The sequence below is a fragment of the Volucribacter psittacicida genome (assembly GCF_004339025.1).
Lineage (GTDB): Bacteria > Pseudomonadota > Gammaproteobacteria > Enterobacterales > Pasteurellaceae > Volucribacter > Volucribacter psittacicida.
Window position 1 is genome coordinate 387,331 of the sequence record NZ_SMFT01000002.1, and the last position, 22,402, is coordinate 409,732.

A 22,402-nucleotide genomic window follows, 5' to 3' on the forward strand; every position below is an offset into this window, starting at 1 on the left:
ACATAATACTGGCGATAAAACTTCAAGCCACTTTTTATTTTAAAAGTGCGGTCAAAATCACCGCACTTTTTTATGACCTATTGAAATCTATTCTTTTTCAATGGTTTTCGCTTGAGTAGGTTCAGAATAAACATGACTAATCGCACTATGATGGCCTGCTGCGCCTTTACCATAGAAATAGTAACGTGACTCTTGCCATTGTTGTATTTCAAAGGCTGGGGCAATGCTATCGCTTGCTTTGGCTACGGTCATTTCTGCTTTAGTATGAGTAATCGCTGAGATCGTGCCTAAACGTCCTGTGAACTCATATTGGCGTTGGAATTCAACAGGGGGTTGTGGATTTTGCTGTTCATCTGTTGGACGAGCAAGCGAAGAGGCTGGGGTTTGTTGCTCCAACTTTTCTAATGATCCTTGAATTTTCTTTTCTACAGATTCATTAGCAGGCTGTGTTACAAAGGCATTAAAAGGCTCTGAGCGTTCTGATTGTGTCGCTAACCAAGTTGTTGCCGGTACAATAAGATCCGCATTTTGCTTTTGTTGTTCTTGATGTTGTAATAATTCATCAACGGACATAAAGTGAGCTTGCGTTGTGTTATGTGTATTGCTCGTTTCTACCCAAACTTTGCCACTCGCTAACTCAGGAGAAGCCACCGCCATAAATAATGGCATCGGTGCTTTTTCTGGTTGTGTTTGACGTGAGCGGCGTTGGTTATTAATTCGTAAATGACGAGGCATACGGCGTGTACGGCGTTCTTTGTCAGCATTGTCTTCCGTATTGTTGGTAGGCGCCATATCATTATTTGGATTAATATTTATTGATGGGCTATCCGTATAAGCCTTGTCAGTAACATTCACTTTTGAGGTTGTTGGTAAATTTTCCTCTGGAGAGACCTTTTGTTGTGTTTGAGGCTCTGTGATTGAGGCAACATTGTTTTCCTCAATATGCTGATTTTCCACACGAACTTTTTTGCGTAATTCACGACGAGGGCGGCGAGCTGCCACTTGTTCTTCAACAATATGTTCCTCTTTGGCAACATTAGAGAATGTATTGGTCACCTCTGTTGTTGATACCTCGTTAAAAGTATTCTTACGATTATTACGCTTAGTGTTACGTTCAAGTTTACGATTATCTACTTTTTCTGCACTAACAGGATTATCATCATAACGATTGCGCTCAACATTATCATTGCGTTGACGATTGCGATTGCTTGTTGTACGGCGATCGTTACGGCGGTTATTGCGGTTGTTATTTTGCTTTTTCTGCCCTTGAGGTTCCTCCGCAAATAAGCCTTTTAATTTTTGGATTAAACGGCTAAGCAAGGAAGGTTTCTTCGCTTTTTTCGCTTTGCTTGGTGTTGGGGCTGGTGACGAAATGGTTAATGCCACAACTGCATTTTCCGCAACAGTTTCAGTGCTCACTGCGGGTTCACTCGAACGTGAGATTAAACATTCTTCGGCAGAAGAATGTTCGTGATGATCATCATAAAGTTTGGCGAGATTATAGCTTAATACGCTAATATCCTCTCCCTCTCTCACACGATAAACATTAAAATGCGGGGTTTCCATGGATTCATTTGGCACAACAATCACATCAACATTATGACGATGTTCAATATCCCGTATGGCTTTACGTTTCTCGTTGAGTAAATAAGAGGCGATTTCTACAGGCACAATCGTACGTACTTGTTTTGTATTTTCTTTTAATGCCTCTTCCTCAAGTAAGCGTAAAATGGAAAGAGAAAGGGATTCATTATCACGAATTTTGCCTGTTCCTTGACAACGAGGGCAAACATGATGAGACGATTCACCTAATGATGGGCTGAGGCGTTGGCGAGACATTTCTAATAAGCCAAAACGTGAAATTCGGCTAATTTGAATTCTTGCACGATCTTGACGTACCGCATCACGAATACGATTTTCCACTTCACGTTGATGACGAATAGGGGTCATATCAATAAAGTCAATGACAATTAAACCACCTAAATCTCGCAAGCGTAATTGGCGTGCAATTTCATCGGCAGCCTCAAGATTTGTATTCAGGGCTGTTTCCTCAATATCTCCGCCACGAGTAGAACGTGCAGAGTTAATATCAATGGCAGTTAATGCCTCTGTGACATCAATCACAATAGAACCCCCAGAAGGTAAACGGACTTCTCGTTGGAAAGCGGATTCAATTTGTGATTCAATTTGATAATGGCTAAATAAAGGGGCTTCCCCTTGATAAAGTTTTACACGATGAATAAAGTCAGGGCGGACAAGTTTGATATGTGCTTTGGCTTTTTCATAAATTTTTGGACTATCAATAAGAATTTCGCCAATATCCCGACGTAAATAATCACGAATTGCTCGTACAATCACATCACTTTCTTGATGGATAAGAAAAGGAGCAGGTCGGCTTTGTGAGGCTTGTTTAATGGCTTCCCAATGATGTAACAAAACTTTTAAGTCCCATTGTAATTCTTCGGGCGATTTACCTACTCCAGCAGTACGTACAATTAACCCCACTCCCTCAGGCACATCTAAACAGCTTAATGCCTCTTTCAGTTCTAAGCGTTCGTCTCCTTCAATACGGCGAGAAATACCGCCGGCTCGAGGATTGTTTGGCATAATGACTAAATAACTGCCCGCTAAAGAAATAAAGGTGGTTAAAGCCGCGCCTTTGTTTCCTCGTTCTTCCTTGTTTACTTGAACAATTAATTCTTGCCCCTCGGATAAAATATCACGAATATTTGGACGACCTTGATAAACATAACCTTCGGGGAAATATTCACGAGCAATTTCTTTTAAGGGGAGGAAACCATGACGCTCTGCCCCATAATCCACAAATGCCGCTTCTAGGCTTGGCTCAATGCGTGTAATTTTACCTTTGTAGATATTAGCTTTCTTTTGTTCATGACCCGGACTTTCAATATCTAAGTCAAATAAGCGTTGCCCATCAACAAGGGCAACTCGCAACTCTTCTTTTTGAGTTGCATTAATTAACATTCTTTTCATTATAAATTCTCATTATTATCTAAAAAATAAACCGATTTATAACCGCACTTCTTCGCTATCGACCTCGTGTCTGTCGCTATGCCAATCTCTCGACTGTCAGTTGCTGGGCGCATTGATAGCCTATTAAAACTCGTTAATAATCAGTTTTAATAAACAAAATATTTGTTTATTTATTTTGCAAGAAGTAAGGTTATAACTTACTCGGTCAGTTATAGGATTTATTTAGACGTCTTACGTCAATACAGCGTCCAAAACAAAAATAGTCAAATAGACTATTCATTAAGCAAAAATTTTAGAAAATTTCTAAAAAATGCTCGTTATTATCACACTTATTTGCCTGATTTGGCAAGGTAAGTTTTTTAAATCAGAAATAATGTTGTTATTGCCTTATTTATACTCATTTCAGTTTAAATAAGCCAAGATGGAACGACTAAAGAATCACAATTTCCTGATTTTTCCCCTTAACAATGCTATTATGAGTGCTTTTAAATACAGCGTAAAAATAGGATAACTATGTCAAATTCTCACCCTCAATGGATTAACCAAAGCGTCAAATTGTTAAAAATTAACGATGATGAAGCGGGGCAGCGTATTGATAACTATTTATTGGCAAAGCTGAAAGGCGTGCCGAAAAGTTTGATTTATCGGATTGTGCGTAAAGGGGAAGTACGGGTAAATAAGGGAAGAATTAAACCAGAATATAAGTTACAAGCAGGAGATGAAGTCCGTATCCCTCCTGTCAAGATGCCTGAGAAAAATACACTTCCTATTTCTAATAAACTCAGTAAGGTGGCTCAATTAGAGCAACATATTGTGTTTGAAGATGATTGTTTATTGGTGTTAAATAAGCCCTCAGGTATGGCGGTGCATGGCGGTAGTGGCTTAGATTTTGGTGTTATTGAGGCATTACGAGCCTTACGTCCAGAATCGCGTTACTTAGAATTAGTGCATCGTTTAGATCGTGATACTTCGGGCATTTTGTTGATCGCCAAAAAACGCTCAGCATTACGGCATTTACATCAACAATTACGGGATAAACATATTCAAAAAGACTATCTTGCTTTAGTGCGTGGGCAATGGCAATCTCATTGTAAAGTGATCAATGCACCTTTAAAGAAAAATGAGCTTGCCAGTGGCGAGCGAATTGTGCGTGTAAGCGAGCAAGGAAAACCCTCAGAAACTCGATTTAGTATAGAAGAACGTTATGGCGAGTTTGCCACCTTAGTCAAAGCCTCGCCAATTACGGGGAGAACTCATCAAATTCGTGTTCATACCCAATATGCAGGGCATCCTATCGCTCTTGATGATAAATATGGGGATAAAAATTTTGATGAAAAACTGACCGCACTTGGTTTAAAACGTTTGTTTTTACACGCGGTAGCCATCCGTTTAACTCACCCAAAAACTGAGCAGACTTTATATTTACAAGCCCCTTTGGATTCACAGATGAAGCAGGTTTTGGCACAGTTAAGAAAATAAATTGAAACGACTATAGATAATGAAAAGTGCGGTCAAAAATAAAAATATTTCGACCGCACTTTTTAAGGTACCAAATAATGAAACAAAGGTTGAATTAGGCTAAGTAAGCTCGCAACATCCAAGCACGTTTTTCAACATCGGCGATAAAGTCAGAAAGTAAGCCGTCTGTGCCGACATCTTCCTCTTCGCATAAGACAAGGGCTTCTCTTGCTAAGGTTAATAATGTGGCGAAAGCATCGCGTAAATTATCGATCATTTTGCTTTCTACCAAATCAGCTTCCTCTAATACGCGAATTTTATTTAATTCGATGATTTGTGGTAAAGCAAGGACAGGTTTTTCGCCAATAATTAATAAACGCTCAGCGATTTCATCTTCTTGCTCAAAGCCCCAATCATAAAGCTCTTCAAAGGCTTTATGTAAGGTATAAAAACCTTTTCCTTTGATTGTCCAATGGTATTTTTGCATTTCAAAAGTGAATGATTTAATGGACGCGTGTAATTCTCTTAATTTTGTGATTTTAGACATAATTATCTCCTCCAAAATGATTTAAAGTGAGTGAATACCTATTAAATTTGTGGGTTTATTATAGAAAGTCCTCTTCTATTTGCAATCAATTATAACGATAGGTTATAACTTTAAAAATCCTTTTTTTTGAAAGATTTTGTCTATAATTAACTATTTTCTGTCTATGTTATAACCATTTTTACTTTATCGCAAGGAATAAGCTAAACATTTAGCATTTTTCACAATAGTAAGAAATTGTTATAATCCGCCGTTTAGTCCGATAGAAAAGTTAAGGTAAATAATATGACAAAACAAAACGAATTATCTTATTGGCAACGTGTAAAAATTGCGTTTCAATATGTGATGCCGCAGCTTTATTTGACCCAATTTGCCGGTTGGTTAGCCAAGCAAAAATGGGGCATTGTGACCCAATGGGGAATAAAAGCATTTATCAAGAAATATCAGATCAATATGAATGAGGCGAAATTTCCTCAGGTTAATCATTATGAGAACTTTAATGCCTTTTTTATTCGTCCTTTAGCGGACAATGCGCGTCCAATTAATCAAGATCCTCAAGCACTTTGTTTGCCTGCTGATGGGCGTATTAGTCAATGTGGGCAGATTGATGAGGGACTTTTGTTGCAAGCCAAAGGGCATTTCTTTCAATTAAAGGATTTATTGGCAGAAGATGAGGATTTAGTGGAAACCTTTAAACAGGGCAATTTTGTGACAACTTATTTATCGCCAAGAGATTATCATCGAGTGCATATGCCTTGTGATGGTAAATTGCGTAAGATGATTTATGTACCGGGGGAGTTATTTTCGGTCAATCCTTTTTTAAATACGCATATTCCTAACTTATTAGCACGCAATGAGCGATTAATTTGTGTATTTGATACCGCTTTTGGCACGATGGTGCAAATTTTGGTGGGGGCAACCATTACCGCAAGTATGAGCACGGTTTGGAGTGGTGTGGTCAATCCGCCACGCAGTAAAGAAGTGAAAACTTGGCATTATGAGGGCGAACAAGCCATTGAATTGAAGAAAGGGCAAGAAATGGGGGCGTTTCAGTTAGGTTCAACCGTTATCAATTTGTTCCCTGCTGGGGCAGTACAGTTAGCTGACTATTTACAGGTAGATAGCTTTGTAAAAGTAGGCGAGATTATGGCTTATCAACAATAACTTGATGAAAAATAGAAGGAAAACAAAATGACAGAACAATTTTTATCTCAAGTCAAATTAGAGGATATTAAGGCACAAGGCAGTTATGGTGTCGGCTTACAAATTGGCTCACAGTTAATGGAGAGCGGTTTGCAAATTGATGTGGCAGCATTAGCGAAAGGGGTTTTTGATACTTTACAACAAAATCCACCTGCATTAGATTTTAATGTCGTCACCCAAGCCTTACAGCAGTTACATCAAGAGGCGGAGCAACAACGTCAAGCACAGTTCGCCCAAATTGAGCAAGCAGGCAAAGATTATTTAGCGAAAAATAAGCAAAATGCGAATGTGGTAGAAACGGATTCTGGCTTGCAATATGAGGTGTTAGTGGCAGGCGAGGGAAAAGTGCCTGCTCGTCAAGATAAAGTGCGTGTACATTATACAGGCTCATTAATTGATGGTACGGTGTTTGATAGTTCTGTGCAACGTGGACAACCTGCGGAGTTTCCTGTGAATGGTGTGATTGCTGGTTGGATTGAGGCGTTATCTATGATGCCAGTGGGATCAAAATGGAAATTAACCATTCCTCATCAATTAGCTTATGGCGAACGTGGTGCTGGTGCTTCCATTCCACCGTTTAGTACCTTGATTTTTGAAGTAGAATTACTGGATATTCTTTAATTTTTTGCCCCGTTAAGCATTGGCTTATCGGGGTAATTTTTTATGAAAATCCACATTCAATGATTGAGATAATATTGGCTTTGCTGTAAACTACTGTCCCGTCCTGATACTTAGGTATCTCACTTTTCTTCAAATCAACACAATAAAATTTAGGTTTCAACATGGCAACGAATTATATTTTTGTGACGGGCGGTGTCGTATCTTCCCTTGGTAAAGGCATTGCAGCAGCCTCTCTTGCAGCAATTTTAGAAGCACGTGGTTTAAATGTAACCATGATGAAACTTGATCCTTATATTAATGTGGATCCAGGCACAATGAGCCCAACTCAACATGGTGAAGTTTTTGTTACCCAAGACGGTGCGGAAACCGATCTAGATTTAGGGCATTATGAACGTTTTATTCGCACTAAAATGACTAAACGCAATAATTTTACCACAGGTAAAATTTACTCTGAGGTATTGCGTAAAGAGCGTCGTGGCGATTATTTAGGGGCAACTATTCAAGTTATTCCTCATATTACTAATGAAATTAAAGCTAGAGTGATCGAGGGTGCCGCTGGGCATGATGTCGCCATTGTTGAAGTGGGCGGCACCGTTGGCGATATAGAATCTTTACCTTTCTTAGAAGCCTTACGCCAATTAGCGGTGCAAGTCGGGCGTGAACGCACCTTATTTATGCACTTAACCCTTGTGCCATATATCCCAACCGCAGGCGAAGTGAAAACCAAACCAACGCAACATTCGGTAAAAGAATTATTATCCATCGGTATTCAACCTGATGTCTTAGTTTGCCGTTCCGATCGTATGATCCCACCAAATGAACGAGCGAAAATCGCCTTATTTTGTAATGTGCCTGAGCGAGCAGTGATTTCATTAAAAGATGTCAGCTCTATCTATCAAATTCCAGCATTATTAAAATCGCAAGGCTTAGATCAGTTTATTTGTGATCGTTTCCATTTAACTTGCCCTGAGGCAGATTTATCAGAATGGGAACAAGTGCTTTATCAAGAAGCCAACCCAACAGGCGAAGTAACCATTGGTATGGTGGGAAAATATACCGAATTGCCTGATGCCTATAAGTCTGTCAATGAAGCCTTAAAACACGCAGGTCTGAAAAACCGTTTAGCGGTAACAATCAAATATATTGATTCAGAAGACGTAGAGAAAAAAGGTACCGAGTTATTAAAAGATCTTGACGGTATTTTAGTTCCAGGTGGCTTTGGTTATCGTGGAGTTGAGGGCAAGATTAAAACCGCTCAATATGCAAGGGAAAATCATATTCCTTATTTAGGCATTTGTTTAGGTATGCAAGTAGCTTTTATTGAATACGCACGCAATGTAGCTGGGCTAAGCGAAGCAAATTCTTCAGAATTCGACCGCACTTGTTCGCAACCTGTGATCGGTTTAATTACTGAATGGCAAGATGCCGAAGGCAAAGTAGAAACACGTTCTACCGAGTCTGATTTAGGCGGTACTATGCGATTGGGGGCACAAGTATGTCATCTAGCCGAAGGCAGTTTAGCCCGTCAATTATATGGTGCGGAAACTATTGAAGAGCGTCATCGTCATCGTTACGAGGTCAATAATGTGTTACGCCCACAAATTGAAAAAGCGGGATTAAAAGTCACAGGTTTATCGGCGGATAAAAAATTGGTGGAAATTATTGAAGTGCCAAATCATCCTTGGTTTGTGGCTTGCCAATTCCACCCAGAATTTACCTCAACCCCTCGTGATGGACACCCATTATTCACAGGGTTTGTAAAGGCGGCGAAAGAATATCAAAAGAAGTAAAAAATCCCGATCTTGATCAAGAAAACTGATTTTTTACAAGACAATTTGATAAAATCCATTTAGTATATGCTGAATTTATTTTAACTTTAAACTCATAGAGGAAAACAAAATGGCAAAAATCGTTAAAGTAATTGGTCGTGAAATTATCGATTCTCGTGGTAACCCAACAGTGGAAGCAGAAGTGCATTTAGAAGGTGGCTTTGTTGGTTTAGCCGCTGCTCCATCTGGTGCATCAACAGGTTCTCGTGAAGCCTTAGAATTGCGTGATGGCGATAAAGCACGTTTCTTAGGTAAAGGGGTATTAAAAGCGGTTTCTGCTGTCAATAATGAAATTGCCAATGCTTTAGTGGGTAAAGAGGGTACCGCACAAGCTGAAATCGATCAAATTATGATTGATCTTGATGGTACAGATAACAAATCAAAATTTGGTGCTAACGCAATCCTTGCAGTGTCTTTAGCGACAGCAAAAGCGGCAGCAGCCTCAAAAGGTTTACCATTATATGCTTATATTGCAGAATTAAATGGCACACCGAGTGTTTATTCTATGCCATTACCAATGATGAACATTATCAATGGTGGTGAGCACGCAGATAACAACGTTGATATTCAAGAATTTATGATCCAACCAGTGGGTGCAAGCACATTAAAAGAAGCAGTACGCATTGGTGCAGAAGTATTCCATAACCTTGCAAAAGTTTTAAAATCTAAAGGTTATAACACCGCTGTTGGTGATGAAGGTGGTTTTGCACCGAACTTATCTTCTAATGCAGAAGCCTTAGCTTGCATTAAAGAAGCGGTAGAAAAAGCAGGTTATGTCTTAGGTAAAGATGTTACCCTTGCGATGGACTGTGCCTCATCTGAATTCTATAACAAAGAAAATGGTTTATATGAATTAAAAGGCGAAGGTAAATCTTTCACATCACAAGAATTTACCCATTATTTAGAGAAATTATGTGAAGAATACCCAATTAAATCCATTGAAGACGGTCAAGACGAATCTGACTGGGACGGCTTCGCTTATCAAACTAAAGTATTAGGCGACAAAATCCAATTAGTGGGCGATGATTTATTTGTAACTAATACCAAAATCTTAAAAGAAGGGATTGAAAAAGGTATTGCGAACTCAATCTTGATTAAATTCAACCAAATTGGTTCATTAACTGAAACCTTAGCGGCAATCAAAATGGCAAAAGATGCAGGTTACACTGCGGTAATCTCTCACCGTTCAGGTGAAACAGAAGATGCCACTATTGCTGATTTAGCAGTAGGTACAGCGGCAGGTCAAATCAAAACTGGTTCAATGAGCCGTTCTGATCGTGTTGCAAAATATAACCAATTAATTCGTATTGAAGAAGCATTAGGCGATAAAGCCCCTTTCAACGGTTTAAAAGAAGTGAAAGGTCAAGCTTAATCTAAAGAATGGATTAATCACAACAATCAACCACCGTACCAAAAGTGCGGTGGTTTTTTGTATTTTTTAGGAATAAAATTAGGATTAGATTGAATTTTCACTAAACCAACTTTCTAAAATAAGGCAAGCAGAAATGCCATCAACTTTGCCTTTTTTGAGAGATTTAAACCCGCCTCGTTCAAAGATTTCACTGCGTGCTTGGGTGGTGGTAAGCCTTTCATCTTGAAGTTTTACTTGTATGCCAAAACGTCCATGCAGGCGATTGGCAAATTTTTTGGCTCGTAAGGTAAGGTCTTGCTCTGTGCCGTCCATATTTAAAGGTAAGCCAACTACCACAAAATCAGGTTGCCATTGTTGTAGGCATTGTTCAATTTGTTGCCAATTTGGAATCCCATCTTGGGCTTTAAAGGCTGGCAAGGCTTGAGCGGTGCCGGTAATACTTTGCCCTACCGCACAGCCAATACTTTTTGTGCCAAAATCAAAGGCGATAACTGTTTTTCCCATTAGGCGTGCCCTGCTTGATAGGAAAGGCTTCCTTGTTGAATACCCAATATTTGCATGGCTTCTACCCAACGCCGATCATAGGGTACATCAAATAAAATATGTTCATTCGCTGGGACAACTAGCCAAGCCTCCTCAGCAATTTCTTGCTCTAACTGATTTGGCGACCAGCTGGCACAACCTAATGCTACTAAATATTTTTCAGGTTGTAACGGCGTGCCAAAGGTATCAATAATATCCCCTGAGGTCGTCAGTTGTAAGCGATCAGTAATTTTATAGCTATGTTGAAAGGCTTGATGGGTTTTGGTATGCAAAATAAAGCCATGTTCAATATTGACAGGGCCGCCTGCTAATACCATATCTTGCGAAAATTGACGCTGATTTGCCATCATAAAATTCATTTTTGCCACTAATTCGGCAATGCTAAGATCGGTAGGCTGGGTTAAGACTAAGCCCATACTCCCTTGATCGTTATGTTCACACATATAAATGACGGAACGATAAAAATATTCATCGTTTATTTGTGGCATTGCGATTAAAAAATGATCATCTAATTTCATTTGCTTTCCTAAATGGTTAAGGCGAATGGCTTAGCCTAAATCGCCAAAATAAACTTGTAAGGCGGTAATAGCAACTAATGCGGTTGTTTCGGTGCGTAATACCCGTTTACCGAGTAAAATTTGAGCAAATTGTTGCTGCTCAGTATAGGCGATTTCCTGTTCTGATAATCCTCCCTCTGGGCCAATGAGCAGGCGTATGCCTTGGCAGGGAATCCTTGGTAAGGTTTTAATGGAATAGGTTGCTCTTGGGTGCAAATTTAATTTTAAACTGCCATCTTGCTCTTTACACCAATCTTGCAAGCTCATTAAGGGGCGAATTTCAGGGATGAAATTACGTCCACATTGTTCACAAGCACTTATGGCAATTTTTTGCCATTGTTGGATTTTCTTTTCCATTCTTTCCGCTTGCAGCTTTACTCCACAACGTTCTGACAATAAGGGCGTAATGACTTTTACCCCTAATTCAACGGATTTTTGAATGGTAAACTCCATGCGTTCCCCTCGTGAAATCACTTGCCCAAGATGAATAGGTAAATGAGATTCTCGATCAACATATTGCTGTTCCAAAATAGCCACTTCAACTTGCTTTTTGTTTATTGCTTGAATAACCGCTGGATAAATATGGTTACTGCCATCAAATAATTCAAGTTTCTCTCCCACTTGCATACGCAAAACGCGTCCAACGTGATTGGCTGCATCGTCATTGAGAAGGCAAGAGGTTTGATTGATTAAGGGCGTTGGTTGATAAATGCGTGGTATTCTCATATTGTAAATTCATTATTGGTAAAAACTCGCCTATCTTAACATTGTTAGGCGAAATAATAAGGGAAATTTTGCTTATTTATGATAAATCTTGCGGTTAAGCCACAAGAATTTTATACAAGGGAATATCCCAGTCTTGCATAGGAATATGGGAAACCTGCTGACAAGCGTGTGCCAATCCTATGGGGAGCACTTTTTTTTGTTGCCAATTTGCCAAGGTGCGATCGTAAAACCCACCGCCCATACCTAAGCGATTTCCCTGCGAATCAAAAGCCACAAGCGGAGTAAAAATCAGATCAAGTTGCTGAAAAGGGATCAGGGTTGAACAATCTAATTGAGGCTCGGGGATTCCAAATTTATTGCGGTTCATAGGGGTATTAGGCAAATATTGTTGAAACAATAAATGACCAGGGCAAAAAGGGTGAAGTACAGGCAAATAGACCTTTTTTTGTTGTTGCCATAAGGTTTGGATTAATAATGCGGTGGAAATTTCGCCTTTATGGCTTAAATAAAGGGCAATATGATGGGCTTGTTGTTGTGTGATAAATTGTAAGGCTTGCTGAGTAATGTTTTTTTCTGCCTGAGCTTGTTGAAGTGCGGTCAGTTTTTCACGCGTTTTTTTTATTTGGTTACGAATTTGTTGGCGAGTTTGCATAATTTAGCGAGGCGGTTTAACCATTAAGGCCCCAGAGTGCCGTTGTGGACAGCAGTCCTTGAACCCTATGGTCCAAGGAGAATCAGTTATTATTATTTTTAGGCTTCTTAGTCTAGCTAAGCCTGCACACCAATAATAGAGAACCGATTCATTATGTTTTAAGTATCGGCTCAGGGACATAATCCACTGACGAACACCCTAGGTAATCTTTGTTCTCAATACTACCCCAATTTAAACGAGGGATCTAGTCTTAATGACGTAAATCTTGGTTAAGATCATATTAATTGTGCAATTTTGCATTTTGTTGGGTCAGAATATGATCCAAAGAATGATCCAGTTGCTGAATACGTGTTTGTAACACATTTTCAATGGCAAGATTTTTTTGTTTTTCTTGAGCAAGTTCAAAACTAAGGTTTAACCCAACAATAGCAAGTAGCCGTTCGAGTTGTACAATACCTGTACGTTCTTTTAATTCTGCAACTTTATTTTCTAAAAATTGCGAAGCACTACGTAATTCTTCGTGTTGTTCTTCGGGACAACTTAGGCGTAATGCTTGCCCAAAAATGGTAATTTCAATGCTTTTTGATGACATAAATATTTTCTCGCTAGCAACGATTTTGCTCTATTATGCCATTTTTTGGACTATTTAATCTAGATTTATTGGTTGCAATGGGGTAAGAGTGCTAAAATATCCGCCAACCTTTATTGAGGAACAGAATATGTCTAAAGAAAATAGCTATCAACAATTTGCGACAGCATTAAAACAAGCAGGAGTTCCCCTTTCTCCTACGGAATTACAAGGTTTTTTGACAGGGCTAATTTGTGGCGGTGTGGCGGATCAAAGTTGGCAACCTTTATTATATCAATTTACCAATGACGGACAGGCTTATCCACAGACGTTATTACAAGAAGTCAATACGCTTTATCAAACAACCTATGCCCTTTTGGCAGATATTGATGGTTTTAATTTCCAACTTTGGCTAGTGGAGAGTGATTCGGTATTTGCACAAGCGGACAGTTTATCAGAATGGGCAAACCATTTTTTATTGGGCTTAGGATTAGCACAACCTCGTTTAGAACAACATCAAAATCAAGATATTCAAGAGGCGTTGCAAGATTTAAATGATATTTGTCGTTTAACCTATGATGAAGATGATGATCCCGAAGAATTAAATTTAGCATTAGATGAGGTTAGTGAATATGTGCGTACCTTAGCCAATTTATTTTTTGCTGAGTTTCGCCCTCGTCAATCCCAAGCGAAGCCATTATTACATTAAATAAAGGGGGAAGTATGGATTTGGCTTATTTAGCACAGTTACCACCACAAGAATTTGTTCAACGCCGAATGACCTTGTTAGAAAAAATGCCTGATGATAGCGTTTTATTGGTGTTCTCGGAAGTAGAAAAACGGCGTAATAATGATTGCTGTTATCCTTTTCGTCAAGACAGCTATTTCTGGTATTTAACTGGCTTTAATGAGCCTAACGCATTGTTGGTGTTACAAAAATCAGCGGGAAAAAGCCAACAAATTTTATTTTTACGTCCTTCCGATCCCCTACTAGAAATTTGGCATGGACGGCGATTAGGGGTTGCACGAGCAACCGAACAGCTCGCTATGGATCAAGCCTTTTCCATTGAGGATATTACCAACGAATTACCTAAAATTTTGGCAAAAGCCACCGCACTTTATCATTATCAAGGGCTACATTCTTGGGCGGATCAATTATTGGCAACCTTATCATTACCAAGCCAACAATCAAGTTGGCAAACTTGGTTAGATGAAATGCGTGTGATTAAATCCAAAGCAGAAATTGCCCTTATTCAACAAGCTGGGCAAATTTCAGCCTTAGCACATTTACGGGCAATGCAAGAAACTCGCCCTAATCGCTTTGAATATGAAATAGAAAGTGAATTATTACACGAATTTAGCCGCCATGGGGCGCGTTTTCCCTCCTATAATCCCATTGTGGCGGGTGGTGATAACGCTTGTATTTTGCATTACAGCGAAAATGATTGCCTGCTCAAACAAGGTAATCTTGTACTCATTGATGCCGGCTGTGAGTTTGCCATGTATGCTGGGGATATTACCCGTACTTTTCCGGTTAATGGGCGTTTTACTGAACCCCAAAAAGCCATTTATAACTTGGTGTTAAAAGCACAAAAACGTGCTATAGAATTATTAGTGGCAGGAAATTCCATCAAAATGGCAAATGATGAAGTTATTCGGATTAAAGTTGCGGGCTTAATTGAATTAGGCATTTTGCAGGGCGATATTGATGAACTCATTGCTAATAATGCCCATCGTCAATTTTATATGCACGGTTTAGGGCATTGGTTAGGGCTTGATGTTCATGATGTTGGCAATTATGGCGACAATCGAGATCGCCCATTGGAAGTGGGTATGGTGCTTACCGTTGAGCCGGGGCTTTATATTTCGGCACAAGCGGATGTTCCCGCACAATATCGTGGTATAGGTGTGCGTATTGAAGATAATATTGTGATTACGGAATATGGTAATAAAGTGCTAACCAGTGCAGTCCCTAAAGAGATTGAAGATATTGAAGCATTAATGAACAGGGAGTCATAGCTGTGTATGATGTGATTATCCATGGCGGAGCCATGACAGGGGCAACCTTAGCGTTAGCCTTAGCTAATCATTCACAACGCCCATTAAAGATTGCGGTGATTGAACGGCAAGTGCCGAATTTTCATCAGCAACAAGGTTTTGATGCACGTTGTATTGCCCTTTCTCAAGGTACTTGCCAACGTTTTGCTCAAATCCCTTTAAGTCAAACAAAGGATCACAATACAAACTTATGGCAAGCCATACAAGCCTTTGCAACCCCCATTAAACAAATTCATGTTTCCGATCAAGGTAATGCAGGCATATTACAATTTAATGCCAAAGAATTTCATTTAGAGCAACTTGGTGCAGTGGTAGCCTTACATCAAGTGGGCAAATTACTACTCGAGCAAATCCAACAACAAGGGAATATTGATTATTTTTGTCCTGATGAAATTATTGAAGTAACCCATTTACCGCAACAGATTCAAGTTACCCTAAAATCAAATCAGCATTTAGCCGCAAAATTATTGGTGGGGGCTGATGGTGTACCTTCTAAAGTGGCACAGCTTAATCATATCCCTCAAACTATCCTGCGAGATTATCAACAAACGGCAATCATCACCAATATTCAAACGCAACAGGATCATCAATATCGGGCTTTTGAACGTTTTACTTCGCAAGGACCTATTGCATTATTGCCTTTAGACCAGAAACGAATGACTTTAGTTTGGTGTGTAAAACATATTGATGATTTATTATCCTTGCCTGAACAAACCTTTTTAGCCAAATTACAACAAGCCTTTGGCTGGCGATTAGGCAAATTAGAACAATGCGGACAACGCTTTGCCTACCCATTAAAACTGGTTAAAGCGGAACAATCTATTCAACCAAGAGTGGTTTTAGTGGGAAATGCCGCTCAAACCTTACACCCCATTGCTGGGCAGGGCTTTAACTTAGCCATAAGAGATGTTTTAGCATTAAGCGACGCTATCCAACACAACGAAAAACAAGGCAAAGATATTGGCGAATATGCTCAGTTACTGCATTACCAACAACAACGCCAACAGGATCAAGGCAATATCATCAACCTTACGGATAGTTTAGTATCCATTTTCGCTAACGAATTATTGCCAATGAAAATCGGGCGTAATCTTGGATTATTTACCTTGGCACAATCTCGCTTATTACGTCAACATTTTGCAAAATTAACCTTAGGGTGGGTCTAATTATGAAACATTTTGATCTCGTTATTATTGGTGGCGGCATGGTAGGATTAGCGCTCGCCCTTGCTTTACGCCAAAGTCAACTCCGTCTCGCCGTTATTGAAACTTGCCCCCCTGATTTAACCGAACAAAGCATATCCCATCGTGTCAGTGCATTAAATCTTAGCAGTGAACAAATGCTCGAACAATTTGGGGTTTGGCAATTATTATTGCAACAGCGAGCAACAGCTTACCAACAAATGTATATATGGGAAAAAGATAGCTTTGCTCAGCTTAATCTCAGCACAGAAGGATTAGGCGTAACCCACTTAGGGCATATTGTAGAAAATGCCTTATTGCAACGCCTATTATGGCAACAGGTTGAACAACAAAAAAATTGTGAAATATTGACCGCACTTCCACAGCACTTAGGCATTACCGAAGACAATGCTATTCTCTCACTAGCCAATGGCGAAATGTTATCAACCAAATTAGTGGTCGGGGCGGATGGTGCCAATTCTTGGTTACGCCAACAAGCACATATCCCACTCATTTTTCGCGATTATGCCCATCACGCACTGGTTTGCAACGTCAAAACCAGTGAACCCCATCAACATTGTGCGAGACAAATTTTCTCCCCACAAAGCATTCTCGCCTTTTTACCACTACATCAAGATAACCTCTGTTCTATCGTGTGGTCATTACCACCAGAACAGGCAAAACAACTCACACATTGCGATCAAACCGCCTTCAATAAAGCCCTCACAGTGGCTTTTGATCATCAATTAGGCTTATGTGAAGTGGTAAGTGAACGACAAAGCTACCCACTTACCGCAAGATATGCCCGCCAATTCGCTCAACCGCGTATCGCTTTAGTCGGCGATGCCGCCCATACCATTCACCCCTTAGCAGGTTTAGGTGTCAATTTAGGCTTCCAAGACGCAATGACTCTTGCCCAAGAATTACTGGCTTTAGCACAAAAACAACAGGATATCGGCTTATACCGCCACCTCCGCCATTACGAACAAAAACGTAAAACGGAAGCGATAAAAATGTTAATCGCTATGCAAGGCTTAAAAGATCTGTTCAACGGTAACAATCCCATTAAAAAACTTGTCAGAGGCATAGGCTTAAGTAGTGTAGAAAAACTGCCACCCTTAAAACAACAGCTTATCCGACAAGCCTTGATGTTGGGGTAGGTAATATTGAATCGTAAGAAGTGCGGTCAAAATTTATTATTTTTTTGTTTTATAGTCGTCCTACTTTAAAATAATAACAAGTTGGAATCTTCAGCATATCACTTTGTCTTATTTTAAATTGGAAACGACTATAAATGATTTAAAAATTAAAGTAGCCCAGCTTTATATAAAAAGTTCGCAATACCATGTTCAGCCACACTCTCAGTAATATAATCAGCTTGTTGCTTTAATTTTTCATGTGCATTGCCCATGGCAACGCCAACGCCAACTTCTGCTAGCATTTCTATATCATTCAAACCATCGCCAAATGCCATTGCTTGTTGCATATCCAAACCTAGATAATCTAACATCGCACGAATTCCCCTTGCTTTTGAACCAGAAGCATCAAAAATATCAACAGAATCCTCATGCCAGCGTACTGTTTTAACATTTTGCAAAATCTGACTCTCTTCAATAAATTGATCCTGTTGTTGTGGATAAAAAGCAAGCAACTGAAAAATATCGTGATGTAATAAATAATCGGGATCTTGATTTAATCGATAACTTTTCGTAATAGGATTAAGGGCATTTTCTAGTGCTGAATTAATATTAGATACAAGAATTTCTTGTTGAGTAATAAAAGCATATTCTATTTGATGTTGCTGAAAAAACTTGGTTAAGCGTAATAGTTCAGCTTTATCAATCGGATATTTTTTGATGATTTTATTTTGGTAGCATACATATTGCCCATTCATGGTTACAAGTGCATCAATATTTTCTTCTTTAATTAATTGTTGTAATACTGGTGGGAAAGCACAGTAAGTTCGCCCTGTGGCAATAGCAGGAATAATACCATTAGCTTTTAATTGTTTAATCGCAGGGCGAATACTGTCAGGTAAATAATCTTGATGTTTTAAATATAATGTGTCGTCAATATCAAAAAAAACAATTTTAATTTGATCACGGTAATTATTTATTTTCATTTTTCCCTCTAATTGTACAGTTTTAAGTTAATCCTCACTTTATCATTATAAACGAAGTTATTGTACTTTAATTATTAATATGATTAATCTACATTATTACTATTTATAGATCTATAACGATATTCTCAAAATATAACATTGCTCAACAACATAACTAAAGCTATACTTAGCACTTTATGATATTACTTTTGAGAAAAATATGGAAAATTTAGACTTTGTCACAATGGCGATTGAATTTGCCAAGAATCATACCCTAATGGTAGTTGCTTGGTTTACGGTATTTTTTATGGTGATCTATACTTTCTTAAATGCGGCAACAGCGAAATTTAAGATGGTTTCTAATACAGAAATGACGATGTTAATCAATAAAGACAATGCGAAAGTGGTTGACTTACGCACGATTGATGAGTTTAAACGTGGTCATATTATTCATAGTTTACAACTTACCCCAAGCGATATTAAAAAACAGAATATTGGCAAAATTGAACAGCATAAAGATGTGCCTGTGGTATTAGTAGATACAAGCGGTTTTACTGCCACAGCCTCTGCGAAAGAATTGGTTAAGCAAGGGTTTCGTCGTGTTTATGTCCTCAAAGAGGGGATTACAGGCTGGCGTAGTGCAAATTTACCATTAGAAAAATAATCACGTTATCTTATTTATATTCGTTAAGGAGCAAACAATGACAGAAGAAAATCAAAATGTAGCAGCGGAAACTGAACAAGCTCAGCCTGTATTACAAATTCAACGTATTTATGTGAAAGATGTTTCTTTTGAAGCCCCAAATTTACCACAAATTTTTCAGCAAGAATGGAAACCTCATCTTAAATTTGATTTAAGCACAGAAACCAATAACTTAGCAGAAGATTTATATGAAGTTTGTTTAAATATTTCCCTTGAAACCACAATGGAAGATTCACAAGATGTGGCGTTTATTTGTGAAGTAAAACAAGCGGGTGTCTTTACAATTAGTGGTTTGGATCAAATGCAAATGGCACATTGTTTAACAGCAAAATGCCCTGAAATGTTGTTCCCTTATGCGCGTGAGTTAGTGTCTAGCTTGGTAAATCGTGGTACTTTCCCAGCACTTAACCTTTCTCCAGTCAATTTTGATGCGCTGTTTGTTGATTATTTACAACGTCAAGAACAAGCGCAAGCTAATCAAGAAAATAGCGAAGTCCATTAATCCCAAATACCTCGTCCGTTTTGTCAAAAACGGACTTCTTTTCTTCAATGAGGTGAATGAATGTCGAACACTTATCTCACCACGTCCCCCATTACGGTTTTAGGTGCTGGCTCTTATGGTACAGCCTTGGCAATTACCTTTTCTCGCAATGGTTATCCAACCTATTTATGGGGGCATAATCTTCAGCATTGTCAGCAACTGGTACAACAGCGTGAAAATAGCCAATTTTTGCCTAATATTACGTTTCCTGATGCGTTACATATTGAGGCAGATTTAGCAAAAGCGATTCAAGTTTCGCGTGATTTATTGATTGTTGTACCTAGTCATGTTTTTGGCGAAGTGATTCAACGTATTCAACCTTATTTAACAGCAGAACATCGTATTGTTTGGGCAACGAAAGGGTTGGAATCAAATACAGGGCGGTTGCTACAAGATGTCGTTGTGGAACATTTAGGTGAGCAATATCCTCTTGCGGTACTTTCAGGCCCAACGTTTGCTAAAGAATTAGCGGAGGGACTTCCTACGGCGATTACTTTAGCGGCTAATAACGAGCAATTCGCCCGAGAATTTCAAGCAAGAATTCATTGTAGCAAGCATTTTCGTGTTTACCTTAATTCTGATATGGTGGGTGTACAATTAGGGGGTGCCATTAAAAATGTGATTGCGATTGGTGCAGGAATGTCCGATGGTATAGGCTTTGGTGCCAATGCAAGAACAGCACTGATTACGCGAGGCATCGCTGAGATTAGCCGTTTAGGCGTATCTCTCGGTGCAAGCCCAAGTACATTTATGGGTATGTCAGGTCTTGGAGATTTAGTTTTAACCTGTACCGATAATCAATCGCGTAATCGCCGCTTTGGTTTAATGCTAGGGCAAGGTTTATCTGCTCAAGCAGCAATGGAAAATATTGGACAAGTGGTAGAAGGTTATCACAATACCAAAGAGGCTTATTTGTTGGCACAACAGCAAGGGGTTGAAATGCCTATCACTGAACAAATATACCAGGTATTATTTTGTGGTAAAAATGCAAAAGAGGCGGCGATGACTTTATTAGGGCGTGAGAAAAAGGGAGAATAACTTAATGACATCGGTACAACGAGAAACTGTTTGGCAAAATATTCATCAAGAAGCAAAAATTCTGGCAGAAAATGAACCTATGTTAGCCAGCTTTTTCCATGCCACCATTTTAAAACATCAATGTTTAGGTGGAGCATTAAGTTATATTCTTGCTAATAAATTGTCTAATGCCATTATGCCTGCCATTGCCTTAAAAGAGATTATTGAGGAGGCCTATTTCGCCGAACCTAATATTATTGAAAGTGCTGCTTATGATATAAATGCAGTACGTTCAAGAGATCCAGCGGTTGAACTTTGGTCAACCCCTTTACTTTACTTAAAAGGTTTTCACGCTTTGCAAAGCTATCGTGTTACCCATTACTTATGGAAGCAAGGACGTAAAGCCCTTGCCCTTTACTTGCAAAATGAAATATCCGTGGCTTTTGATGTAGATATTCACCCCGCAGCCCAAATTGGGCATGGTATTATGTTCGACCATGCCACAGGGATTGTGGTAGGGGAAACCTCTGTAATAGAAAATGACGTCTCTATTTTACAAGGCGTAACCCTAGGCGGTACAGGCAAAGAATGTGGCGATCGTCACCCTAAAATCCGTGAGGGGGTAATGATTGGTGCAGGCGCAAAAATCTTAGGTAACATTGAGGTTGGGCGTTATGCCAAAATTGGGGCAAATTCTGTTGTTTTACAAGCTGTGCCAGAGTCTGCAACCGCAGCTGGCGTGCCTGCACGTATTATTAGCCATAATCAAGCGGAAAAACCCGCATTTGAAATGAATCAATATTTTATTGAAACCGATGAAGCATTGAATATTTAATGATTTAGGAAAAAAGAATGAAAGAAGAACAATATCAACAAGATAACGACAAATTATATCGATACCTCTTTAAAGATCGTGCCGTACGTGGTGAATGGGTGCGTTTAAATCAAACCTTTACAGACACATTAAACACCCATCAGTATCCAAAGCCCGTACAACATTTACTCGGCGAGATGATGGTTGCCACCAGTTTATTAACGGCAACCTTAAAATTTAAAGGCGCCATTACAGTACAAATTCAAGGCGAAGGGCCGCTAAAACTGGCAGTTGTCAATGGTACCGATCAACAACAATTACGAGCTTTAGCCAGAGTAGAAGGTGAAATCACTCATGATATGACTCTCGCAGAAATGGTAGGAAAAGCGGTATTAGTTATTTCAATTATTCCTACGGAGGGCGAGCGTTATCAAGGTATTATTAGCCTTGATAAGCCAACCTTAACTGAATGTATTGAGGATTATTTTATTCGCTCAGAACAATTACAAACTCAACTGATTATTCGTTCGGGGGAAATAGAAGGTCAAGCTGTAGCAGCAGGAATGTTATTACAAATTATGCCTGATGGTTTGGGGCATGAACAAGATTTTGAACACCTTGCAACATTAACTGCAACGGTCAAAGAAGAAGAATTATTTACATTATCTGCCGAGCAATTACTATATTGCTTGTACCATGAAGAAACCGTTGAAATTTTTCCTGCACAAACCTTACATTTCCATTGTGGCTGTTCTCAACAACGTTCTGGGGCCGCATTATTGCTCTTATCAGAACAAGAAATCGAAGAAATTTTAGCCGAGCATCAAGGTACCATTGATATGCAATGCGAATGTTGCGGCACACATTATCTTTTCAATAAAACCACCATTGACCAGCTTAAAGCAACGAATTAAGTGAGG

22 protein-coding genes and 1 other RNA gene are annotated in these 22,402 nt (G+C 39.2%); 14 read left to right on the forward strand and 9 right to left on the reverse strand.

Features of this window, described 5'->3' with window-relative positions; all coding sequences use genetic code 11:
- Nucleotides 1-87: 87 nt before the first annotated feature.
- Nucleotides 88-2,994: a ribonuclease E gene (rne, locus tag EV694_RS05150; RefSeq protein WP_132690204.1), complete on the reverse strand. Its 2,907-nt coding sequence runs from the start codon at nucleotides 2,992-2,994 to the stop codon at nucleotides 88-90.
- A 513-nt stretch (nucleotides 2,995-3,507) separates the two neighbouring features.
- Between rne and rluC the strand changes: the two genes are divergently transcribed.
- Nucleotides 3,508-4,473, forward strand: coding sequence for a 23S rRNA pseudouridine(955/2504/2580) synthase RluC (gene rluC / locus EV694_RS05155; protein ID WP_132690207.1), 966 nt, complete (start codon nucleotides 3,508-3,510; stop codon nucleotides 4,471-4,473).
- Nucleotides 4,474-4,567: 94 nt separating this feature from the next.
- On the opposite strand, the gene EV694_RS05160 is transcribed toward rluC, so the two are convergent.
- The gene (locus tag EV694_RS05160; protein WP_132690210.1) at nucleotides 4,568-4,999 is read right to left on the reverse strand and encodes a Dps family protein; all 432 of its coding nucleotides are present in this window, start codon (nucleotides 4,997-4,999) and stop codon (nucleotides 4,568-4,570) included.
- A gap of 282 nt (nucleotides 5,000-5,281) precedes the next feature.
- On the opposite strand from EV694_RS05160, the gene asd reads away from it, so the two are divergent.
- The 4 genes from asd (at nucleotide 5,282) to eno (ending at nucleotide 10,021) form a co-directional block, all read left to right on the forward strand.
- A complete protein-coding gene (gene asd / locus EV694_RS05165) occupies nucleotides 5,282-6,160 on the forward strand; it encodes an archaetidylserine decarboxylase (RefSeq protein WP_132690213.1) in 879 nt (292 codons plus the stop codon).
- Nucleotides 6,161-6,187: 27 nt separating this feature from the next.
- The gene (bamJ, locus tag EV694_RS05170) at nucleotides 6,188-6,820 is read left to right on the forward strand and encodes a BamJ family beta-barrel-assembly machinery protein (protein WP_132690216.1); all 633 of its coding nucleotides are present in this window, start codon (nucleotides 6,188-6,190) and stop codon (nucleotides 6,818-6,820) included.
- A gap of 161 nt (nucleotides 6,821-6,981) precedes the next feature.
- A complete protein-coding gene (gene pyrG, locus EV694_RS05175) occupies nucleotides 6,982-8,610 on the forward strand; it encodes a glutamine hydrolyzing CTP synthase (protein ID WP_132690219.1) in 1,629 nt (542 codons plus the stop codon).
- A 109-nt stretch (nucleotides 8,611-8,719) separates the two neighbouring features.
- Nucleotides 8,720-10,021 (forward strand): phosphopyruvate hydratase, encoded by a 1,302-nt coding sequence (gene eno / locus EV694_RS05180; protein ID WP_132690222.1) that lies wholly within the window; start codon nucleotides 8,720-8,722, stop codon nucleotides 10,019-10,021.
- An 84-nt stretch (nucleotides 10,022-10,105) separates the two neighbouring features.
- Here the strand turns inward: eno and ruvX are convergent, their stop codons facing one another.
- From ruvX to EV694_RS05210, 6 genes are all read right to left on the reverse strand, one after another.
- Nucleotides 10,106-10,525: a Holliday junction resolvase RuvX gene (gene ruvX / locus EV694_RS05185; RefSeq protein WP_132690225.1), complete on the reverse strand. Its 420-nt coding sequence runs from the start codon at nucleotides 10,523-10,525 to the stop codon at nucleotides 10,106-10,108.
- A complete protein-coding gene (locus EV694_RS05190; RefSeq protein WP_132690228.1) occupies nucleotides 10,525-11,082 on the reverse strand; it encodes a YqgE/AlgH family protein in 558 nt (185 codons plus the stop codon). The genes ruvX and EV694_RS05190 overlap by 1 nt, the downstream gene beginning before the upstream one ends.
- 30 nt (nucleotides 11,083-11,112) lie before the next feature.
- Nucleotides 11,113-11,847 carry a 16S rRNA (uracil(1498)-N(3))-methyltransferase gene (gene rsmE / locus EV694_RS05195; RefSeq protein ID WP_132690231.1) on the reverse strand — a complete coding sequence of 245 codons (735 nt, stop codon included), beginning with the start codon at nucleotides 11,845-11,847 and terminating at the stop codon, nucleotides 11,113-11,115.
- 94 nt (nucleotides 11,848-11,941) lie between these two features.
- A complete protein-coding gene (locus tag EV694_RS05200; RefSeq protein WP_132690234.1) occupies nucleotides 11,942-12,499 on the reverse strand; it encodes a 5-formyltetrahydrofolate cyclo-ligase in 558 nt (185 codons plus the stop codon).
- 24 nt (nucleotides 12,500-12,523) lie between these two features.
- Nucleotides 12,524-12,707, reverse strand: a non-coding RNA gene (ssrS, locus tag EV694_RS05205) — 6S RNA.
- Nucleotides 12,708-12,779: 72 nt separating this feature from the next.
- Nucleotides 12,780-13,091, reverse strand: coding sequence for a cell division protein ZapA (locus tag EV694_RS05210; protein ID WP_132690237.1), 312 nt, complete (start codon nucleotides 13,089-13,091; stop codon nucleotides 12,780-12,782).
- Nucleotides 13,092-13,218: 127 nt separating this feature from the next.
- Between EV694_RS05210 and EV694_RS05215 the strand changes: the two genes are divergently transcribed.
- The 4 genes from EV694_RS05215 to EV694_RS05230 are packed head-to-tail and all read left to right on the forward strand — an operon-like array spanning nucleotide 13,219 to nucleotide 17,466.
- Nucleotides 13,219-13,776, forward strand: coding sequence for a YecA/YgfB family protein (locus tag EV694_RS05215; RefSeq protein ID WP_132690239.1), 558 nt, complete (start codon nucleotides 13,219-13,221; stop codon nucleotides 13,774-13,776).
- A 14-nt stretch (nucleotides 13,777-13,790) separates the two neighbouring features.
- Nucleotides 13,791-15,086 carry a Xaa-Pro aminopeptidase gene (gene pepP / locus EV694_RS05220; RefSeq protein ID WP_132690242.1) on the forward strand — a complete coding sequence of 432 codons (1,296 nt, stop codon included), beginning with the start codon at nucleotides 13,791-13,793 and terminating at the stop codon, nucleotides 15,084-15,086.
- Entirely contained in the window at nucleotides 15,083-16,291 is a 1,209-nt protein-coding gene (gene ubiH / locus EV694_RS05225; protein ID WP_279386851.1) for a 2-octaprenyl-6-methoxyphenyl hydroxylase, read from the forward strand. The genes pepP and ubiH overlap by 4 nt, the downstream gene beginning before the upstream one ends.
- A gap of 2 nt (nucleotides 16,292-16,293) precedes the next feature.
- Nucleotides 16,294-17,466: an FAD-dependent monooxygenase gene (locus tag EV694_RS05230; RefSeq protein WP_132690244.1), complete on the forward strand. Its 1,173-nt coding sequence runs from the start codon at nucleotides 16,294-16,296 to the stop codon at nucleotides 17,464-17,466.
- Between the two features lie 146 nt (nucleotides 17,467-17,612).
- On the opposite strand, the gene EV694_RS05235 is transcribed toward EV694_RS05230, so the two are convergent.
- A complete protein-coding gene (locus tag EV694_RS05235) occupies nucleotides 17,613-18,428 on the reverse strand; it encodes a Cof-type HAD-IIB family hydrolase (protein WP_132690246.1) in 816 nt (271 codons plus the stop codon).
- 199 nt (nucleotides 18,429-18,627) lie between these two features.
- Between EV694_RS05235 and EV694_RS05240 the strand changes: the two genes are divergently transcribed.
- Genes EV694_RS05240 through hslO form a run of 5 tightly spaced genes read left to right on the forward strand, consistent with a single transcriptional unit; the run spans nucleotide 18,628 to nucleotide 22,396 of the window.
- Nucleotides 18,628-19,071, forward strand: a complete 444-nt coding sequence (locus EV694_RS05240) for a rhodanese-like domain-containing protein (RefSeq protein WP_132690248.1) — start codon at nucleotides 18,628-18,630, stop codon at nucleotides 19,069-19,071.
- Between the two features lie 37 nt (nucleotides 19,072-19,108).
- Nucleotides 19,109-19,612, forward strand: a complete 504-nt coding sequence (gene secB / locus EV694_RS05245) for a protein-export chaperone SecB (protein ID WP_132690250.1) — start codon at nucleotides 19,109-19,111, stop codon at nucleotides 19,610-19,612.
- A 60-nt stretch (nucleotides 19,613-19,672) separates the two neighbouring features.
- Nucleotides 19,673-20,689, forward strand: a complete 1,017-nt coding sequence (gene gpsA, locus EV694_RS05250; RefSeq protein ID WP_132690252.1) for an NAD(P)H-dependent glycerol-3-phosphate dehydrogenase — start codon at nucleotides 19,673-19,675, stop codon at nucleotides 20,687-20,689.
- 4 nt (nucleotides 20,690-20,693) lie between these two features.
- A complete protein-coding gene (cysE, locus tag EV694_RS05255; RefSeq protein WP_132690254.1) occupies nucleotides 20,694-21,503 on the forward strand; it encodes a serine O-acetyltransferase in 810 nt (269 codons plus the stop codon).
- 17 nt (nucleotides 21,504-21,520) lie between these two features.
- Nucleotides 21,521-22,396 carry an Hsp33 family molecular chaperone HslO gene (gene hslO / locus EV694_RS05260; protein ID WP_132690256.1) on the forward strand — a complete coding sequence of 292 codons (876 nt, stop codon included), beginning with the start codon at nucleotides 21,521-21,523 and terminating at the stop codon, nucleotides 22,394-22,396.
- Nucleotides 22,397-22,402: the final 6 nt, after the last annotated feature.